The organism is Chitinophagales bacterium (genome assembly GCA_041392475.1).
Lineage (GTDB): Bacteria > Bacteroidota > Bacteroidia > Chitinophagales > UBA2359 > JAUHXA01.
Map to the genome: position 1 here is coordinate 1,208,256 of JAWKLZ010000002.1, position 20,771 is coordinate 1,229,026.

General features: G+C 35.7%; 12 protein-coding genes. 4 read left to right on the forward strand and 8 right to left on the reverse strand.

All coding sequences use genetic code 11. From position 1 onward, the window contains the following. Positions 1-4: 4 nt before the first annotated feature. The 3 genes from R3E32_18255 to R3E32_18265 form a co-directional block, all read right to left on the reverse strand. Positions 5-2,512 (reverse strand): hypothetical protein, encoded by a 2,508-nt coding sequence (locus R3E32_18255; protein ID MEZ4886677.1) that lies wholly within the window; start codon positions 2,510-2,512, stop codon positions 5-7. A gap of 120 nt (positions 2,513-2,632) precedes the next feature. Further along, positions 2,633-5,191, reverse strand: a complete 2,559-nt coding sequence (locus R3E32_18260; protein ID MEZ4886678.1) for a hypothetical protein — start codon at positions 5,189-5,191, stop codon at positions 2,633-2,635. A 53-nt stretch (positions 5,192-5,244) separates the two neighbouring features. Then, positions 5,245-7,803 carry a hypothetical protein gene (locus tag R3E32_18265; GenBank protein ID MEZ4886679.1) on the reverse strand — a complete coding sequence of 853 codons (2,559 nt, stop codon included), beginning with the start codon at positions 7,801-7,803 and terminating at the stop codon, positions 5,245-5,247. 257 nt (positions 7,804-8,060) lie between these two features. On the opposite strand from R3E32_18265, the gene R3E32_18270 reads away from it, so the two are divergent. From R3E32_18270 to R3E32_18285, 4 genes are read left to right on the forward strand one after another with little or no spacing between them, the layout of a single operon-like run. Continuing rightward, a complete protein-coding gene (locus R3E32_18270) occupies positions 8,061-9,908 on the forward strand; it encodes a hypothetical protein (protein MEZ4886680.1) in 1,848 nt (615 codons plus the stop codon). Between the two features lie 43 nt (positions 9,909-9,951). Then, positions 9,952-11,772: a glycosyltransferase family 39 protein gene (locus R3E32_18275; GenBank protein ID MEZ4886681.1), complete on the forward strand. Its 1,821-nt coding sequence runs from the start codon at positions 9,952-9,954 to the stop codon at positions 11,770-11,772. A 23-nt stretch (positions 11,773-11,795) separates the two neighbouring features. Next, positions 11,796-12,632 (forward strand): hypothetical protein, encoded by an 837-nt coding sequence (locus R3E32_18280; protein MEZ4886682.1) that lies wholly within the window; start codon positions 11,796-11,798, stop codon positions 12,630-12,632. A 1-nt stretch (position 12,633) separates the two neighbouring features. Then, positions 12,634-13,821 (forward strand): glycosyltransferase family 4 protein, encoded by a 1,188-nt coding sequence (locus R3E32_18285; protein ID MEZ4886683.1) that lies wholly within the window; start codon positions 12,634-12,636, stop codon positions 13,819-13,821. Here the strand turns inward: R3E32_18285 and R3E32_18290 are convergent. Genes R3E32_18290 through R3E32_18310 form a run of 5 tightly spaced genes read right to left on the reverse strand, consistent with a single transcriptional unit; the run spans position 13,799 to position 20,393 of the window. Continuing rightward, positions 13,799-15,388: an alkaline phosphatase family protein gene (locus R3E32_18290; GenBank protein ID MEZ4886684.1), complete on the reverse strand. Its 1,590-nt coding sequence runs from the start codon at positions 15,386-15,388 to the stop codon at positions 13,799-13,801. The genes R3E32_18285 and R3E32_18290 overlap by 23 nt on opposite strands. Positions 15,389-15,407: 19 nt before the next feature. Then, positions 15,408-16,277: a sulfotransferase domain-containing protein gene (locus R3E32_18295; protein MEZ4886685.1), complete on the reverse strand. Its 870-nt coding sequence runs from the start codon at positions 16,275-16,277 to the stop codon at positions 15,408-15,410. A gap of 4 nt (positions 16,278-16,281) precedes the next feature. Further along, entirely contained in the window at positions 16,282-17,916 is a 1,635-nt protein-coding gene (locus R3E32_18300) for a hypothetical protein (protein ID MEZ4886686.1), read from the reverse strand. Positions 17,917-17,940: 24 nt separating this feature from the next. Then, on the reverse strand, positions 17,941-19,284 hold the full coding sequence (locus tag R3E32_18305) for an oligosaccharide flippase family protein (protein MEZ4886687.1): 1,344 nt from the start codon (positions 19,282-19,284) through the stop codon (positions 17,941-17,943). Then, positions 19,281-20,393 carry a glycosyltransferase family 4 protein gene (locus tag R3E32_18310; GenBank protein MEZ4886688.1) on the reverse strand — a complete coding sequence of 371 codons (1,113 nt, stop codon included), beginning with the start codon at positions 20,391-20,393 and terminating at the stop codon, positions 19,281-19,283. Before R3E32_18310 ends, R3E32_18305 begins: the two co-directional genes overlap by 4 nt. Positions 20,394-20,771 lie beyond the last annotated feature (378 nt).

Genomic DNA, 20,771 nt, shown 5'->3' on the forward strand with positions numbered 1-20,771 from the left:
GATTTTATTGAAGTTTTAAATAATCTACCAATTCTTTGTAGAGCCTATCTGCCACCAATTGATGTGCTTTGGCATTTGGATGTTTGTCTATTCTTGATACATGAAGGTCATCATATATATAATTGTCATATACATTTTCTAAGTTAAATAGTTCATATCCTGCTTGTTTCACGGTAAGCCTGTATTTTTTGAAGTCATCTTTTATTCCTAAAGAAGGGTAGTACAACAAGATAGGCTTCATATTGTATTTTTTACAGATTGTCGAAAAATGGTACAATGACCATTCCTTGATAAACTTGCCTGTTTGGTTTGCTTTTTCAGGTGTAATGATGGTATTTTCATCAAATTCTTGTGACTCTAAAACTTTTTCCAGTTCAGGATAAAGCTTCTTTTTCTGTGTAAGTATTCTTTGCAGTGGACCAAACAAGTTCTGTGCTCTTGAGAAGTGATCCACCAATATCACATAGTTGGGTTTAAAAGTTTGCACTTCCGATTCTAATAAATAAGCGAGTTGGAAAGCCTGTGTTCCGCTACCCAATGAAAAATTAATGATTTCGAAATGTAGGGAATCAGAGCCAAAATTTTCGTTTAGTCTTAGCTCGGTAATGCTTTCAAATACTTCTTCATCATGTATGCCATAGCCAATTGTAGGAGAACCTCCTAAAATAGCAATTCTTATGGTATTCGGTGGAGGTATTTTTTCATAGTCTTTATCACGCAAACCCCACTTGTTGGTAGAAAACCGCTTTCCACGAAAAGATGCCTTTTGGTTGGGAAGCATTTTTAACAACATCACATCATTTCTGTTCTCAACAAAATCCTGTTGAGAAAAAGAATCCGCTGCATCATCAGGCATTTCGGTCGAAATCTTTGCGTTGACATCTTTCCATGCTTGATAAACTGGACGAATAAAAAATATGTTTTTCCAATTATTATTGACCAAGAAATCATTTATTTGGTCATCCCACAATTGGGAGGATATATCTACCTTCAAAATATCTTCATAATAACCTTCATACTCTCTATTGGCATCATTTTCATTCAATTCTCCTCCTCTTGCAAACTTAGCAATATCCAAATTAATATTCTCTCTAACAAATAAAAATAAGATTAAATACATTGCAGTCAAAGATAGATAGCTCCATGTAGGAGTTCCTGCTTTTAAAGAATAGTTTTGTAAGTAATTTCGATAGAGGAAAAAGCCAATTCCCAGCAATAAAATAGCAGTTAGAAGATACACTCCTACACGCAGCCAACTTACCCAATCGTCTATAAAAGCCAGTTGAATTATGGCAAGCCACTCCTCTAAGGTCGCATTGGTCCACATCGAATACAACACTGCAATGGACAAGAACACTGCAACTACTTTTGCTGCATGAAACACGCACCCTGCAAAAGTTTTGGAAGGCGTGTATTTTTTGTTTTCCAACAGCATACTCGTTGTAGCCAAAATTCCAAATATGCTCCAATACAACACACTTGTAAAACGTATGGGATTGCTACCCAATATCCATGCCCACTGATAGATATGGAAGAACCAAGTAAAAAAGAAGGTAATCAGTGCAGATAATAGTAAGGCATGTTTCGGTGTAGTTTTACGCAATTTGAAGTAAACAGGATAATAACACAACTTCATTAGGAAGCTTTTCCAATAAATATTGATTCGTCTAAATAAGTCGGAAAAACTACTTGCAAAAAACATATAATTGAAGATGTCGGGCAGATTGTAGCCAAACAAACGCAATACACCAACAGACAAAGACAATATTCCTATCAAGCGAATCACTGTCAAATAAGTAGCTATGATGTATTGACTCACTTTCTCAACTCCATCAATCGTTGTCAAATCTGGCACTGCAAAATAATACAACCAACGATAGATTAAAAAACAAATCACACTCCACAGAATTAAATTGATGCCTCGCTGATAAATAAAGGTATCGGATTGATTGTAGTAAGTGCTTAAATAGGTTTTGTAATCTACAATGGGAAATAGGGGGAAGACAATATTGGGCAGCATAAAAAAGTAATTCAGCCGATGCCAAATAGAAGCAGATTCTTTTTCATACTTCAATTCGTACAGATATACAATCGTGCGAAACATGAAAATAGCGGCAAAAACTGTTAGTCCATGATTAGACAAAGGCGACCAAACAATTCCTATTCTGGCAAGTGCTAGATAAATTCCCACAGATAAGACCAATAATCGGCGAATCGTCATAGAAATAGGGAGGTGGCAAAGCCCCAAAATGCCGAATCCCATGAGTAATAAAGTTCCTGCATCTCCAAACCTTAAAAACAAAAATAGGGTGAACACGAAGCTGAAGAAAAAAACAATGGGTCTAAATCGAATAGGGCTAACTGAATGAATGAAAAAGAATCCCATCACCAAAAACAAAAATCGCTCTAACCATAAATCTGCTTCTATATGGAAGGAATAGACCAAATACCAAATCAAACTAAGTTGAAGTAATTGAGAAAACAATGCTGCGAAAAAGGTAATATTGGTCATTTTATGAGGTTTAATAATGCTCCTCTCCGTTTTTATTTCAATTGCTTGTGACATACTAAAATTTTCAACTTCCTTTTATTCATCTGAATTATGGCTCAATCTACACGTTTGTAGTGTTTTTTATTTTAGGTTCAGATACTTCACTAACTCTCCATAAAATCTCTCTGCAATTAGCCTATGTGCTTTGGCATTAGGGTGCTTATCGTATTTTGATATTTTTAATTCTTCAACTGAATACTGATTGAATACATCCTTCATATCTATCAAATCATAACCCGCATCCTCTAACATAGGTTTATACAATGTATATGTACTTTTTTTATCAATCAAAGAAGGGTAATACATCAGAATAGGTTGTAAATCTGACATTTTACAGACACTGGAAAAATAATACATACTCCATTCTCTCAGTAATGCTTCCTTTTCTCTCATCTGTTTTGGTGTAATCAAAGTATGCTCATTTATATCCTCTGCTTCCAAGAATGCTTCCATTTCAGGATAAAAAACAATTCCTTTTCTATACAAACTTTGTATTTTCCTAATGAGTACATTTTTACTAGAAAAGTGATCCACCAATATCACATAATCAGGCTGAAAAGCCAACACTTGCTCCTTTAATAAATAAGCAAGCTGAAATGTTTGTATTCCAACACCTTGCGAAAAATTAAGAATTTCAAAACGCAGTGAATCATTCCCAAAGCTTTCATTGAGCTTTCTTTCTGTTATTGCTTCAAATACTTCGTCATCGTGTATTCCTGCCCCAAGTGTAGGAGACCCTCCTAAAAGCGCAATCCTTATGGTATTGGGAGCAGATTCTTTTTCATAATCCTGATCCCGAAAACCCCATTGATTCGTAGAAAAACGCTTTCCTCGAAAAGTGCTTTTTTGATTGGGCAACCAATCGTATTCCAGCACATCATTCGTGGTTTTGCTAAAATCCTTTTTATCCAAAGTTCCCAATTTTATTTCAGACGTTTCTTCAGAATAGGTTTCAGTTGTCTCATCCCACAACCCCATCAACATTCGAAATAAAAAGAATTCGCTCCAGTCAGCATTGCGTAATGAAAGACTGATTTGATCGTCCCACAATTGAGAGGAAATATCTACCTTCAAAATATCTTCATAGTAACCTTCGTATTCTTGGGTTGCATCGTTTTTGTTCAATTTTTCCCCTACTTCAAATGCCACCATTTGAGGGTTTGTACTGTCTTTCACAAAAAATAAAAAAACAAGGTACAATATTCCTAATGAACAGTAATTGAACCACGGCTTTTCTTCCTTCCACTCTAAATATTCACCATAATTTCGGTAAATATAAAAACCTACTGCTACCAATAAAATTACTCCTACAAAAAAAGCAACTCCCCAAAGCCAATCTATCCATTCATCGTAAAAGGCAATTTGAATAATAGCCCACCATTCTGACAATGTAGCTTGCGTCCACATCGAATACAATATTGCTATCGTTGTGAATACCCCAACTACCTTTGCAGCATGGAGCAGCGCAGCAGAGAAGGTTCTCGAAACCTTTGTCTTTTTTGTTTCCATCAACATACTGACTGTTGCCAAAATACCAAATATACCCCAATAAAGAATACTCGTAGGACGTATGGGATTGCTACCCAATATCCAAGCCCACTGATAAATATGAAAAAACCATGTAAAGAAAAACGTAATAAGGGCAGACAATAAAAGGGCATATTTAGGCGTAATTTTACGCAATTTGAAGTAAACAGGATAGTAACAGATTTTCATCAAAAAGGTCTTCCAATAGATATTGATGCGCCGAAACAAATCTGAAAAACTGCTCGCCAAAAACATATAATTGAAGATGTCGGGCAGATTGTAGCCAAACAAGCGCAACACGCCAACTGATAAAGACAAAATTCCCACCAATCGAATGACCGTCAAATAGGTCGCAATGATGTATTGCCCAACTCCCCATACGCCTTCAATTGCAGCTACATCTGGCACTGCAAAATAGTACAACCAACGGTAAATCAATAAACAAATCACACCCCATAAAATCAAATTGATGCCTCGTTGGTAGATAAAGGTCGCTGGTTTATCGTAATAACTACTTAGATAGGTTTTGTAGTCCACAATTGGAAATAGAGGAAATACAATATTGGGCAACAGAAAAAAGTAATTCAACCTGTGCCAAATCAAGGCAGATTCTTTTTCATACTTCAATTCGTACAAATACACAATCGTGCGAAACATAAAAATGGCTGCAAATACAGTCAAGCCATGTGAACTAAAAGGAGTCCATACGTAGCCCAATCTACCCAGTGCAAAAAAAATGCCTACCCCCAAGACCAACAGTTTGCGAATAGATAAGGATATGTGTACATGGCACATACCAAAAATTCCCAGTCCCGTTAATAGCAGTATGGTAGCATCCTGAAAGCTGAGAAACAAAAACAAAGTGCAAACAAAACTACTCAGAAAAACAATGGGTTTGTAATTGATAGGTGTTAGACTGTGAATGCCAAAAAAAACCACTACAAGGGGAAGAAATCGCTCCAACCACATATCCGCTTCAATGTGAAGCGCATACACCAAATACCAAATCAAACTCAGTTGAAGTAATTGAGAAAACAATGTGGCAAGGAATGTAAGATTGCCAGTTTTTCGATTGTTTAAAGTAATGTTGTCTATTTGTACTTCTATTGCCATATAAAACTCGTTTCATTACATTAAAAACATACATATTACACATTAATAATTCGCTATTCAAGCTTTAAATAGCGAATTAATTCTTCATAAAGCCTATTCCCCAATATTTTATGTGCTTTTGCGTTGGGATGACCATCATGGGGCGACACTTGTAGAAGTTGTTTTGCATATCCATTAAAGACATCATACATATCAATCAAATCGTAATCTGTATTTTTTATAATAGGCAAAGTTTGTTCAAAAAGATTTTCACCTTCTAACATAGGATAATGCAATAAAATGGGTTGTATATCAAGCTCTTTACAAGTTTTTGCAAAATGAACTATTGCCCATTTCATGATAATCTGTTCTTTTTCTTTTACTTGATTCGGAGTAATCAATGTATTTAAACCTATTCCTTCTGACTCCAACAACTCTGTTAATGCAGGATAGAGCGGAACATCATCTTGAAGCATTTTTTTAATTTTATTGATGGTCTTGTGTGTATCTGCAAAATGTTCTACCAAAATAGCATAATCGGGTTTAAATTGCTGTACATCTTCTGTGAGCAAATGCACCAATTGAAAAGTTTGTGTTCCAGTACCTTGTGCAAAATTCAGGATTTCAAATCGAAGTGAATCACTTCCGAATTTTTCATTAAGTTTTGCTTCGGTAAGGTTGTCAAAAACCTCCTCATCGTGTACACCACATCCAATAGTAGGTGAGCCACCTAAAAGTGCAATACGTATAGTATATGGAGGCGTTATTTTATCATAGTCCACATCTCGGAAGCCCCATTTATTGGTCGAAAAACGTTTCCCTCTAAATGTACTAGTTTGATTGGGTAATAACTTATATTCAAGCACGTCATTTCTATCTTTAATAAAATCCATCTTATCCATCCCTTTTAGGAAGGGCTGTGTATTTGCTTTTTTTGAAAAAGTAACCTTATTCCAAAAAAATAGGGCTTCTTTAACACCTGAAAATTCACTCCATTCCTTCATTCCTAAATAGCTATCAATCTCATCGTCCCATAGCTGAGAAGATATATCTACTTTAAGGATGTCTTCATAATAGCCTTCGTAGCTTGTTTTCTTATCGTTGTTATTTAAAGTTTTTCCTTTTACAAATAAAGTAGAATTTTCATTCTTGCTGTTCATTGCAAAAAACACAAATACAATATAGAGAATACCCAAAGAAAAATAGCTGGTTGTTGTTTTACCCTCTTTCCAAGTCTGTTGTTGAAGATAATTGCCGTGTAAATAGAAACCCAAGCCAACAAAGGCAATAGCTACACCAACAATACCCAAAATTTTTACCCAATTTATCCACTCATCGTAAAAGGCAATTTGAATAATTGACCACCATTCTGACAATGTAGCTTGCGTCCACATCGAATACAACACTGCTATCGTTGTGAATACCCCAACTACCTTTGCCGCATGAATCAAAGCAGCAGAGAAGGTTTTCGAAACCTTTGCCTTTTTTGTTTCCATCAACATACTCACCGTTGCCAAAGTGCCAAATATACCCCAGTAAAGAATGCTTGTAGGGCGTATGGGATTGCTACCCAATATCCACGCCCACTGATAGATATGAAAAAACCAAGTAAAGAAAAATGTAATCAATGCAGATAAAGTAAGTGCATACACAGGAGTGATTTTACGCAATTTGAAGTAAACAGGATAGTAGCATATCTTCATCAAGAAAGTCTTCCAGTATATATTGATGCGCCGAAATAAGTCCGAAAAACTACTTGCCAAAAACATATAATTGAATATGTCGGGCAGATTGTAGCCAAACAAACGCAATACGCCAACGGACAACGACAAAATTCCCACCAATCGAATTACCGTCAAATAAGTTGCAACGATGTATTGCCCCACTCCCCATACACCTTCAATTGTAGTCATATCTGGCACTGCAAAATAGTACAACCAACGGTAAATCAATAAACAAATCACACTCCACAAAATCAAATTGATGCCTCGTTGGTAGATAAAGGCTGCGGGTTTATCGTAATAACTACTGAGGTAGGTTTTGTAGTCCACAATTGGAAATAGAGGAAATACAATATTGGGCAGCAGAAAAAAGTAATTCAGCCTGTGCCAAATCGAGGCAGATTCTTTTTCATACTTCAATTCGTACAAATATACAATCGTGCGAAACATAAAAATGGCTGCGAAAACCGTCAATCCGTGTGAAGTAAAAGGAGTCCATAAATAACCCAATCTGCCAAGTGCGAAAAACACCCCTATTCCTAAAACCAATAATTTGCGAATAGACAATTTTATGGGTAAATGGCACATACCAAAAATTCCCAAGCCCGTTAATAGCAATATGGTAGCATCCTGAAAGCTGAGAAACAAAAACAAAGTGCAAACAAAACTACATAGAAAAACAATGGGTTTGTACTTGATAGGCGTTAGGCTGTGAATACCAAAAAAAATCACTACAAGCGGAAGAAACCGCTCCAACCACATATCTGCTTCAATGTGAAGTGCATATACTAAATACCAAATTAAACTCAGTTGAAGTAATTGAGAAAACAATGTGGCAAGGAATGTAAGATTGCCAGTTTTTTGAGTGAGTAAAATATTGTACTTTATTTTTTCCTCTGTCGCTTCTAACATAAAAAAATGAGGTGTTTTATAATGGATTAAAACGGCTTCCTTGTTTTTTCAAAAGTAAATGTAAGAATATTTTGGAGTAATTTAACTGAGTAAAGATGATACACTTCAATTTTCATCATGAAACCTACTTCCTCCAAAGAATAACTTTTGTTTAATGGATTCCGACTACTTTTGTAGAACTTTTCCCAAAAAGCTTTTATTTTGAGCAGAAAAGTCAATCCTTTTCGTGTTGCTTTCTTGGAAATCAAAAATATACTATGAATCGTCAAAAAGAAACAAGTCAAACTCATTTCCACTCAAAATGGTTTGGCTATTTTTTCCTATTTTTTTTAGTTGTCCAATCTATCTCAATATTATTGAATCAATTGGGCGTAAAAAAGGGTTTGATTGGTTATCAAAGCATTTTTTGGGCTACTGTTACAGGGATTATTGGGGGTTTGTATATTTGGTTGAATCGAGTACGTTTGTTGAAGATAGAAGATCGGATTTGGCAAATTCAGCAAAAGAGAACCCAAACCCAAAACAAACGTTTCTCAAAAAAATATCCAATACTGAATCGCATACCTGTGTTAGGTTTTTTGTATAAAAAATGGCAATCAGAACCATTTTTATACAAGCTAGCTTTGATAGGATTGGGTATATTGGCAAGTGGCATTTACCTCTATGATTTGAGTTATTACGATTGGTTGCCAGATGAGACTTTGGTAACAGCAACCGCCAAAGGATATTTGAACACGGGTACTTACACTAGATGGGATTTTTGGACAGAGGAAATGGGAACAAAACACTATGATAGAGCTTGGATACATACATGGATGGTGGCTCAGAGTTTCCGCTTTTTTGGTTATTCAGAATGGTCTGCACGAATCGTATCCGTATTTTTAGGGTTGGTTTTTGTTCCGATTATATATGGTGTATCCAACTTCTTTTTGCGAAATCGTCTTGCCGCTCTTCTCGTAACCTTTGTATGTATTCTGAATCCCTATCTGATTGTTTATTTTAGACGTACTCGTATGTATGCACTTTTAATGCCTACCTTTACCTTGTTGGTTTATTTATCTTATCGAAGCCTAACCAATAAAAAAGTATATAGCACATATATCTACGAAAAATACCATTGGGTTAGACAGTACTTCAATTATGACTGGAGTTTGGTAGTGGCTACATTATTCCTACTCTATGCTGCATTGGTCGTGCAGATACTCAGTGCCATTATTTTACTTCCATTGGGCTTGTTTCTACTTTATCTATCTATATTCAAAAAACAAAAGAGGTTGATACCTATTTTGTTGGTAGGAGCAATAGTCGTTCCATGCATGATTGCCATATTTCCTGTCTTTAGAACAATAGCAAACCATATAGATACATTTACTTTTTTCGGCGTATATAAACCTCCTTTTACAAATTATTTGTATCTCCCTCTTCTTCAAACAGCATTATCCCTCAGCATACTGTCTATCGGGTTCATTTGGATTTGGATTTCAAAATACAATGCAAGACTGGTTTTCATCTATATGCTTGTTGTGATTGTCATGCTTTTATACACTTATTCCATTGATTATTCTGACAACAGTGGATTTAGGTATGTTATGCACATTATGCCATTTGCAAGTATGTTGGTGATTGGCATTTTGTTTAAAATCAACCGTTTATTGACTCCCAAATCATTGAGATTGATTCTGCCTTTTATTATATTAATATTAAGTACGGGCCATTTTATAAATAACTACAACTGGATTTACCGCATTTATCCTGAAGCACAGTTTTTTACAAGAGCCTATCCCACCATTTTGAACAACATACAACCAGAAAAAGAAGGTCTCATAGGTATGTTTATTCAGAGAGAGTATATGATAGGATGGGGGCATAAAATTACAGACCTAAACATACCTAAAGGCAGAAAATATTCCCTTCAATGGCTCAAAGAGGATTTGTCTATATTTGATGCCAATTGGGTCACTTGGGCTACCCATAAAAGCTGGCACCTTAGACCCGAAGTAATCAGATACATTAACAAAAACTGTGTAAAATATCACGGTTATGGAGTGGACAATTCAATGATTGAAGTCTTTTATTGCAAACAAAACAAAAATGAGAAGGATTAATTTTCAATCATTGCTTTAATCATTCGCACTTCAAAAACATTGCATGAATCGTAAAAAACATACAACACTTTCTCTCAACAAACGCCTATTGTCAGGCTATTGCTTTTTGAGTTTCTTGGTTATCCAATCTGTATTGATGGTTTTCAACCATTTTGGCTTCTACCAATCATTTACCAAGAATACAAATATCTTTTGGGGTGTTGGGGCAGGTATTTCAGGTGCTTTGTTTATTTGGTTTTCTCAAAAACGCCTCCAAGAACTGGAGAAACAAAATTGGCAAAGTCTTCGCAAAAATGAAAAAATAGCACGGCAAAAATTTCAAAAACAATATCCCCTCATTGCAGGCATTCCCATTCTTGGTTTTCTTGTTCAAAAATGGCAAGCAGAACCATTGGCATCTAAACTTGCTTTGATAGGTCTTTGCCTATTAGGAAGTACGGTTTATCTCTACGATTTGTCTTACTACGATTGGCTTCCTGATGAACCATTGGTTGTAGAAACAGCCAAAGGCTATTTGGAAACGGGATCTTATATCAAATGGGATTTTTGGATGGATCAAGCAGGAACAGAGTGGTACGGTCGGGCGTGGCCTCATACATGGATGGTGGCACAAAGCATCAAGGTACTGGGATTGTCTGAATGGAGTACACGTTTGGTATCTGCTATATTTGGAATTCTGTTTATTTTGGTGATTTATGGAGTAACCAACTTTTTTTTCCAAAACAGATGGACTGCCTTTTTGGTCACTTTTGTATGTATTCTACAACCCTATTTTGTTGTTTATTTTCGACGTGTTAGGATGTATGCTGTTTTGGTTCCCATTTTTGTCCTCTTATATTATTTGGCCTACCAAGCGATTACTACAAAAAAAACCTATCCTTTATCATTGTATAGAAATGATTGGGTAAAAAAATACATTAACTACGATTGGGGCTTGATGATTCTGACCTTAATAACATTTTACTTAAGCCTTAAAATACATGTCCTCTCATTGGTATTACTCCCTCCCCTTTCTCTTTTAGTAATGTATTTGTTAATAATAAAAAAACAGGTCAGGCTCTGGTGGCCCTTTCTTATTGGAGCAATAGCAATGGGAATTATCATTTTAAACATAAATTACACCGTCTTATTCAGCATACTGGGAAGATTTTTTACTTTTTTTAGTACTTACCAACCTTATTACATAGCCAATTTATTGGCTTTTCTATTTCCTACCCCCTTTTCTATTGTAGTCTTATTACTTGGATGTATGTTGGTTGGGTTTGCCAAAATCAAAACCCGAATATTAGCTATTTACTTATTATTTGGCACATCATTCACTATATTTGTCTATATGATTGTGTATGATACTCATTTTCGGTATACCATTCACATTCTTCCTTTTGCGTATATGCTAATTGTTGGCATATTGATGAAAATAAATCAACTGTTTACTACACCATGGCAAAAAATCATTATTCCAACTTTTATTGCATTGTTGAGCATACTACATTTCGCAGATAAATTCGATTGGGTGTACTACAACTATCCCGAAACCCAATTCTCTTCCCAAGCCTATGTTTCTATTCAACAAAATATCCAACCAAATAAGGAAGGCATCATTTCATTGTATTTTATTGATATGTACATGGAAGGCATGGGAAAGAGTATAAAAAAAATAGACATGTCTAACAACAAACAATACAGTATCAATCAATTCAAAAGAGATTTGGAGCAATTTGAAGAGGGGGCATGGGTTACTTGGGCAACCCACAAAGGTTACCATTTGCCGCCTAATTTAATAAATTATATTGTGCAAAACTGTGGCGTTTATCATGGTCATGAGGTGGATGACACAAAGGTCGAAGTCTATTATTGTCGGTAATTCAAGTAAATAATTATAATAAAATGTCTAATGATAAACCAATAAAATTGATTTATATCATAGGTATGAGTTTTAGTGGTTCGACACTACTTGGCTTTCTGTTAGGATCGGGGAAAGAGGTTGAGAATTTAGGACAATTAAAAACTTTTTCACGCAGGCAGATTAGCCGAACATGCACCTGCGGTGATGCGCCTTTAGTTTGTTCTCTTTGGGGGAAATATTATGATGGTAACTACCAAACTTTTGACAAACCAAGTGTTTTTGCAAAAATAAGGATGATATCGAACATTTTATTGAAGAAAAAAGAGGGTGTAAAACAACTTACAGACACACCAGATTTGACATTTCTAAAAGCAATACATGATGATATACAGTCATTTAATTCACAAATCAATTATTTGGTAGATACTTCTAATAGTATCTGGCGTTTGGCTTATTTACTGCAATGTCAAGGAATAGAACTCAAAGTCATTTACTTGAAAAGAGAGGTTAACTCCAATATTGTTTCTTTTATGAAACGCAATCGGTTACTCGGTTTTTGGAGAGGAATATTTACTTATAAAATAAAGCATTACTTAATTAGCAAATTTTTGGCGATAAATCAAGTGCCAAATGTTTCCGTTTCGTATGAGGAGATCTGTGCAATACCGCAAAAAACGCTATCTCGCATAGGTATTTTTTTGAATATAAACTATGATAACTTTTCAACTCATATTCGTCAAAGACAGTACCATGTGATTGGAGGAAATCGTGACACAAGTAAACAGTTTAGAGATGGTTTTCAGGGAGTAGAAAATAAGAATGTACCAAAAGAGAAATTCAATAGCCTTCAATCTTTTATATTGAAATATTTTGGATAAAATGCATATTATATACGTCTATTTCAATGATTTGGCTGCTAAGACTGGGGATGTTCCCCAGATTTTCAATATGCTTCATACATTTGCCAAATCAACGGAAATTACTTTCCTATCAGCTTGGGCAAGCCAACATCAAATCAATAGTAGATTAAGTGATTTTCATCTTTACAAAAACTTCAATCAGATAAGAATTCCTATCAAACTCATTCAAGATTGGAAGTTCTTGGAACGATTCACCCGTGCGATTTACTGCTTAGGAGCTATTTTATTCGTCCGACTCCACCCCAAATCCATTATTTACACGCGAGATTTCTCATTTTTGTATTTTTTAAGTTTGCTCCCTCCTTTTTTGCGCCCCAAAAATCAGATTTATTATGAACCTCATAAAATTTACCACCTTTCTTCCTCCAAGGTAAATATTGAGCAAGAACAAAAAGCTCTAAAAATTCCTCATTTATTTTTTCCTATTTCAAAAGGTATTCAAGTAGATTTAATTCAATTATTTAACATTGACAATCAAAGAATTGAAGTAGCATCTGATGGCGTTGATATTAAACGTTTTCAAACTTCAAAACCCAATGATGCAATTCTCTTGAAAGAAAAATACCCTTTTGCGGCAAATAAGAAGGTGATTATCTACACGGGGTCTTTTTTAGAATGGAAGGGGGTAGAAGTGTTGGTCAAAGCAATAAAATTTATTCAATCTACGGATTTTTGCGTATTGCTGATTGGAGGGAGTCCACAAAAAGTAAACGCTATAAATGCACTTTGTGAAACAGAAAAAGTAGCACATTTAGTAGCAGTTGAAGGGTTTGTCACACAAAACAAATTGATTCCCTTGGTTAGAGCAGCGACCATTGCAGTAATACCCAATACCAAAGCAGTCATTAGCCAATACTACACTTCTCCTCTAAAAGTATTTGAGTATATGGCGGTAGGCTTGCCTATTGTAGCCTCCGATTTGCCTTCTCTTCGAGAAATATTGACAGAAAAAGAGCATTGCCTTTTTTTTGAAGCAGAAAACCCTCGCAGTTTAGCTGAAAAGCTTGATTTTTTACTGCAAAATGAGATCTTCTGCAATCAAATGCGTGCAAACAATCTTCTATCAGTTCAAAAATATGATTGGCAAATTCGTGCAGACAAAATTCTATCTACAATTTCGATGTTCAATAAACCTCCAAGCCCTTAAGTTCAGGCAGTAATTTCCCATCCATATTTTGAGGAATATTTTCTCCCAAAAGGCCCAAAATCGTTGGTGCAATATCCATAATGTGTGCTTCCTCTAGCGTTCCAATTGTAGAAATATTACTTCCTGCCAATATCAAAAAACCATAAGGCTGATGCCCTCCTGTATGCTTGTCTATTAAAACACCAGAAACAGTACCAATTTGAGGACTACTTAGAGCTTTAATAGGCGCATCTTGTGACCAAGTGATGACAATGTCAGGAAGTTCATTCACATATTTTCCCTTGTGTTCATCACGAACTATGATTACTTCTGCTACTGCTTTCTTTCCAGTAGCAGGATTAATCAAGGCTTCAAAAGCAGACTTAATCTTAGCACAAATTTCATCATACCCTTTCCCTTCTTTTATTTTTCCATTCGGCTCTCGCCCCACCAAGTTTATTCTAATGGCACCACTATAATCACTTGGTAAACTAAAGGCAAGACTGTCCTTCCAGTTATTGCCTCCATACAGAAACTTACGAGTCCAAGTGTCCCACAATTTTTCAGGAATAAATTTTTTGACCGTTTTGATAAGCGAAATAGGTATAACCAATTCTGCTCTTTCCAATGCCAATTCCCCCCATTTTTTGGCAGGTAGCCAGCTCAAAACTCCTTTTTTTTGTTTAGAACTTACATTCCCAGCCATACCCAATTTTTTGAGTACTTCCCCTACCAAATGTCGTCCGCTATAATTGGGGCCCATACCAATATTGGAGAAAACCATCACCGTAGTATTTTCCAGATCTTCTGGCAACATTGCTTCAATTCCTTTATCAATAGCCTGATAACATTGTAATATGGCATCCCCAAACACTTTCGCCAATGCAACATCATAATCAGGATGTGTCTCATCCATCAAATGCCAATATAAATGTCCTACCCAATGCAACTCTGAATAAGAAATGAGAAACAAATCCCATCTTTCTTTTTCCAAAACATATTTTGCCATCGCATTTCTAGCATGAATTCCCTTCAATAGATTTTCCAATAAGTCGCTATACTCCTTTTGTGTTTGAGGCCTCACCATATACCAGTTTTCTAATGGATGGCGACCAAATTTTTCGATGACTTCTTTTGTAAAATCAATGGGCCAAGAAGACTGTTTCCATGTTTGATGTTCGTCCCCCCAATTGACAAAATGTATTCCATTGAAGCCTTCTTCTGGCATTGATTTAGGCACGTCAATAATGGCACATCTTTTACCCGACCGACTTAGTGGTATCCAACAAGGTTCTTCATGAACTGCATTTGCATACTGTTTGTGAATTTCGTAAGTGCCTGTTTTGAGGTGACGGTGAGAACGAGAAATTCCATGTTTTGCAGGACTTGTACCTGTGTGAAGGGTAGGCCAAGAACTAGCACTTGCTACATCTCCCGTGGAAATCAATTTTCGCCAAGTGCCTTTTTCCTTCAATTTTTGAAGAGTGGGTAATTTCCCTTCTTCACACCATTTCTCAATGAGATACATATCAGCAGATTCTATACCAATAGCAATTACTTGTTTTTTTGAAGCATCAGACATATTCATAAATTTATATTTTTAAATATTACTTCCAGTGAGATAAATCCATTTTCAAGAACTCCTCCAACTGCTCAATATCCTCCAAAAATAATTGTTTTAACCATATTCTATCCTCTTCTTTCAAAGGAGCATAATGGTCAGGTTTCAGATATAATTTATGAAACCACTCATGGAAATTGTTTTTTTTAAGCCATTGAATAATTGGGCTTCCTCCAAAAGCAGAGATAGTGCGAACAATATGAAATTCAAATCTATTGATTAGTTTAGATTTTGTTTGTTTAGAGCTATTTGCTTTCAAATGAATATCCTCGGGCAAAAAATTCTCATCTACACCCAAAAAACGATACAGTTTTCGGACAGCCTTTGCTGGCGTATTTTTTACTTCTTCAAAAGTTAAAACACAAATTTGACTTTTGTCAAAATACTGAAGATATTTACTCAAGTACTTGAAGTACAACCCACGTTCTATGTATTCTTTTTCTTGCTGAACAGCCTCTAAAAAAGTTCTTTTTTCTTCCGCATGATAGTTTTTAGTCATTTGATAGTAAGAGTAAGCCCTATCAACAGGATTGCGAAAACAGACAATCAACTTTACCTTTGGAAAAGTATTAAAAATTCTCTCAGGTGCATCAGGGTCACTAAAATAAATAGACGAATACTCTCCTTTCACACTGTCTATTGGACAGTGTTTGAAGTGATTGAAATACCACGACATTGGTTTATCTACACGCCAATTTTTCTTTTCAGAAACCCAAAAAGCATGAAAAGTGTTGAAGTACAATACTTTTTGTGGAATAGAAAGACAAATCTGAGGATGTGCTTCTAAAAATCGAGCAATCGTTGTAGAAGCCGACTTAGCAGTTCCAATACCAATAAAATCTATTTTATTTTCCATGCTATTAAAAATCATCTTTTATGTCTATGGTTTTGAGCCATTCATTCGATATCTCTAAGAATTGTTCACCATCATAAAAAGAAGATCGAAAAAAAATGTTGACTTGTCTGACCTTCTCTTGCCCTCTAAAAGCTTCCTCCTTACCCCAATAATAATATTGTCCTCCAAGTGGTTTTAGGAAACGCCATCCTTTGGGTAAAATATGTTTTTTGCAGCCCTTATTGAAGTTTTGGAAGAACTTTTGAAGGTATATGTCGTGCCACTTTTCTTTATCTATATCTTTGTGACTTTTGCCAAAAGTAACTTCAATTTGCTGCAAAGTCGCTTTATTACCTTTTGAATCTACAATTCTATTCCGCAATTCTACTTGATTCACTTCCCCCAAATGCCCATAAGGTATTTTTCTATCCGTCAAAAACCAAGCATAGATTCTACCAAACAATCGCTCATGTGGATCCAAAAAATCATTGTACAGACCATAGACTTTCCCACTTTCGCCCACCACTTCCCAATGTATCCGACCTGCAAATGGAGCATCCCACCAGCCCAATCCATTTGGTCGCCAAAGCCGAATATGGGTCAATGGCAAAACCACAGCAAGCAATAAAAACACCAGCTCATTTTGCCAAGTAAACAAAGCTGCAATGAGTTCAGCACCTGCAACATGAATCCAAGACAAAAGTAATAGATTCGTAAAGATGTATTCCCAAAATAAAATACCTGTGCTTAAAAATATAAAAACGTGCATCATCCCGATTCCAACGATGACCACACTTGCCACATAAGGATGCAATAGTAAAAATAGGGTGCTTGCTTCAAAAAACAAAGTCGCTAACTGCAAGGGCACATTTATTTTTTTCAAATACTTCAACAATTTCAACACTTTTTGCTCAGGCAAAAACTGCAACCAACCCCATGTATAAGCTGAAGCAACGATGAAATGCAAGCGGTTGTGAAAAACCCACGGATATTTCCAAGTGGAAATCTTGACCTTTTTGGCAGCAGGTATCCAATAATGAGTAGCATATACTGCAAAAAGTAAGACCAAACAAGTTACAGTCGATTCAGAAGGCGTGATAGTCCATCCAAAATCTCCAATTTCTGCCACAAATCCCATACCTCCCAACACAATTAGGAACGTAAGCACACATTGCAGCATACGAATGGGCAAATGGTTGTGGTGCAGCCACCCTTTGAAGTAGTTGATGGAAGTAAATAGAAACACGACCATCATTGCAGGAAAAAAATATACCCCTATCGTACTGAATATCAACAAAATTCGCTCTTTACAAAGCGTTTTTCTTGTAACCAAGTCAATATCTGTCAAGACGTATTTCCACACTAAAATCCCCATCAATGATAAAACAAAAGGGCGAATACACGTACCTGAATCCAATAGTTGCCAATTGAGGTAAGGATAACAAAGACAACTCAATAACACAAATCCACAAGGCACCAACCACCGACTTCCCCATTTCTGGTCTAATTCCTCCAATTGGCTGCTTATGCGACTTCCAAAAATATCTTCCTCGTTGTGCAGCCAATCCAATTTTTGAGTGGAATAGCCCAAAATCAAATCATGTAGGGGTTTGTGCAAAAGCACAAACAAAAGCAACGAGAAAAGTACAGCTGTTGTCATATCCTCCTTCAATTTTTTAGAAAACTACCTCGACTTAAATTTCACATACTGCTCTTTTATCCACAGCCAATCTGTTTTTTGCGGTACAAAAAGCAAGTACAAAGGCCGTTTCAAATGAGGCAGTACGGAAAGCAACATATACAACGCCGTCAAACCATAGGCAGTAATAGATACATAGGCGGCACCAACAATACCATATATAGGAATGAACCAAAACCCTAAGAATACTGTTGCAGTCAAGCCAATATAAGTTCCTACAATACTGTGCCTTTGGCGATTATATGCGTTGTTGTAAATGTGTAAAATGTTGCGAAGGCTGCCAAATAATATTCCAATAGACAGCAGTTTCATTGGAAAAACAGAGGCTACAAAAGCTTTTCCAAATACAAAAGGAACAATCACATCTGCACTAAACCATACACCAATAACAAATAGGGTATAAAACATAACGAATCCTCTAAAAATAGTGCAAAATAGAAGTCCTCCGTTTTCTCTATTCATTTTGGTCAGATAGGGAAATAGTACGCTTCGAATAGATATGGTGAAATCCAACATAAAATTGGTGGATTGTGTGGCCAAAGCATACAGCCCCAAGGAGGTCGTTCCTTGATAAAATTCAATCAACCATACATCTAAACGCTTATTTGTGTACTCAGCTAGTGAATATACATACTGCTTGGTTCCGTATCTAAAAAAAGGAATTAATTCTTCTCGAATAGAAATAGAAAAATTGATTTCAATGGGGATTTTTTGAAGCAGCAATAAAGAGAATATAGCTACATTCACAAATTCAATCAAAACTACCCATGAAAAAATCGTGGTTATACTGCAATGATAATCAAATTGATGGCAATAAAAATATGGTATTGTAATGAAAATTATTTTCACAGCACTACTGATGAGTTCGTAAATATTCAGATACTTGAAGTTGATATAGCCTGCAAATATGCTCTGATATATTTTGGTTAGGTACTGGAATGAGAAAACGAAGAAAATGAATACCAAAAAAAAGGTAGCAGTATAAGAGGAAGGCAAAAACATAGATTGAAATAACCCTACATTGAAGTAAGTTAGTAAAAGAAACAAAGCCATTATGCCGATTGCTCCTACTATTAGAAAAAAGAGTATCCCCAATATTTTGGCGATAGGAATTTGTTGATTGACAGTAAAAAAAGTAGTGCTGGATCTCGAACCAAAACCCAGCAGCATTACCGCTATGTTGATATTTGTAATGATGAAAGTATAAACGCCATTTCCTTCAGGCCCAAGTAATCGAGTCAATAACACCATGTATATCAAAACACTTATTGCGCTGGGTATTTTGACGAGTACTGTGTAGAGTGTATCTTTTTCAAATGTTGATTTCATGTGTTGAACAATAGTTCTTCATATTTTTTGGTGAGGTTTGTCCAACTGTAATCGTGTATAATTCTATGTCGAGCCAAATTACTCAGCTTTTCAATTTCAATAGGATTATTAATCAAATTCTTCAATACTTGCTGCAATAATTCAGGGTCTTCAGGAGCAATTTTTACACCTGCATCTCCAACTGTTTCGGGACACCCCGATACATCAGAAGTAATGACAACACAAGCCGCTGACATGGCTTCTAATAAAGAAATACTGGCATTTTCTTTTGCCGAAACGAGTGCGAAAATAGATGCCTGTCCCAGAAGATATTTGTATTTTTCTGAGGTATTGTCCAACCATCCATGAAGCACAATTTTGGTTTTAGACTTCTTTGCCAGTTGTACCAATGTTGGCATCATTGGCCCGTCACCTGCAATATGTACTTCAAACCCCATATCCTCTTTTCCTACCGACTGAATTAGGTACTGAAAGCCCTTGCGGGCCAATAACCGCCCACTTGAAAAAATTATGGGTTTTTTGGACATTGGTAAATAAACATTGGGGTCAATTCCATTGGGGATAAAGACAATTTTATCTTCAAAATCACCTACACGCTGCAAAAGCAATTTTTTTAAGTAAATAGAAGGCGAGATAATCTTTTCCGAATGTTTGATAATTCTTCTGAGCAAAGGAGGGGTCAAGCGGTGTAAAAACTGAAACCTATCAGGATTGTATCCAGGTACATCACTTCCATGTATGGTGATGACATACGGAACATGAAAGTTTTTTTTCACCCAATAAGCTAAAATACCTGTCGGAATCAAAAAATGACAGTGGCAAATATCGTATGAATAATGCTTCAGATGCTGCTTTAGAAAAGTCATTGCGCTCAGTAAATAACTGCCCTGTTCATAAGGATAACAGATGTTTGGTTTAGTTCGCAAACACTTTACTCGATAGATATGTATTCCTTCTTTTACCTCATAAGTGGGCAAATCACCAAAAGACATAGTCACTACTCTCACTTCATGTCCTATGGCAACATACCTCCTAGCAATTTCATAACTCACAGGGCTAGCTCCACCTCCTACAGGAGGGAATTCGTAATTTAAGTATAATATTTTCATATAAAAAAACGATTATACTATAATGTGTAGGCTCTATAAGATTTTTGTTTATGATTCATCGAAGACCTTAGTGATAAAAGACTTTTGAAGTTTATTCTTGAAGACATAAGATATTTGAAAACCAGTACTTTCTTAAAAGGAAACTTCAAAAGTCTCAACTCTTCAACTAAAAATGTAGATGAGCCATTTTTATGAAAAAAGTAAAGCTTGCATTAAGTAATGATTAAAAATTAACTCCCCGATTTAAAATTCTTATTTTAACTTTCATTCCTTACTTAAAAGTGGTTTAGGGGTAGAGCTACAAATTAATAGAGATCACTTTCAAAGCTAAGTTTTTTATTGATAGTTTCCAATAACTGCCTCATAAATCCATTTATC

Bases quoted from the DNA above. Each gene is read 5' to 3' on its own strand.
- R3E32_18265 (MEZ4886679.1), bottom strand. From the start codon at position 7,803: ATGTTAGAAGCGACAGAGGAAAAAATAAAGTACAATATTTTACTCACT.
- R3E32_18300 (MEZ4886686.1), bottom strand. From the start codon at position 17,916: ATGACAACAGCTGTACTTTTCTCGTTGCTTTTGTTTGTGCTTTTGCAC.
- R3E32_18255 (MEZ4886677.1), bottom strand. From the start codon at position 2,512: ATGACCAATATTACCTTTTTCGCAGCATTGTTTTCTCAATTACTTCAA.
- R3E32_18275 (MEZ4886681.1), top strand. From the start codon at position 9,952: ATGAATCGTAAAAAACATACAACACTTTCTCTCAACAAACGCCTATTG.
- R3E32_18280 (MEZ4886682.1), top strand. From the start codon at position 11,796: ATGTCTAATGATAAACCAATAAAATTGATTTATATCATAGGTATGAGT.
- R3E32_18295 (MEZ4886685.1), bottom strand. From the start codon at position 16,277: ATGGAAAATAAAATAGATTTTATTGGTATTGGAACTGCTAAGTCGGCT.
- R3E32_18290 (MEZ4886684.1), bottom strand. From the start codon at position 15,388: ATGAATATGTCTGATGCTTCAAAAAAACAAGTAATTGCTATTGGTATA.
- R3E32_18305 (MEZ4886687.1), bottom strand. From the start codon at position 19,284: ATGAAATCAACATTTGAAAAAGATACACTCTACACAGTACTCGTCAAA.
- R3E32_18310 (MEZ4886688.1), bottom strand. From the start codon at position 20,393: ATGAAAATATTATACTTAAATTACGAATTCCCTCCTGTAGGAGGTGGA.
- R3E32_18270 (MEZ4886680.1), top strand. From the start codon at position 8,061: ATGAATCGTCAAAAAGAAACAAGTCAAACTCATTTCCACTCAAAATGG.
- R3E32_18285 (MEZ4886683.1), top strand. From the start codon at position 12,634: ATGCATATTATATACGTCTATTTCAATGATTTGGCTGCTAAGACTGGG.
- R3E32_18260 (MEZ4886678.1), bottom strand. From the start codon at position 5,191: ATGGCAATAGAAGTACAAATAGACAACATTACTTTAAACAATCGAAAA.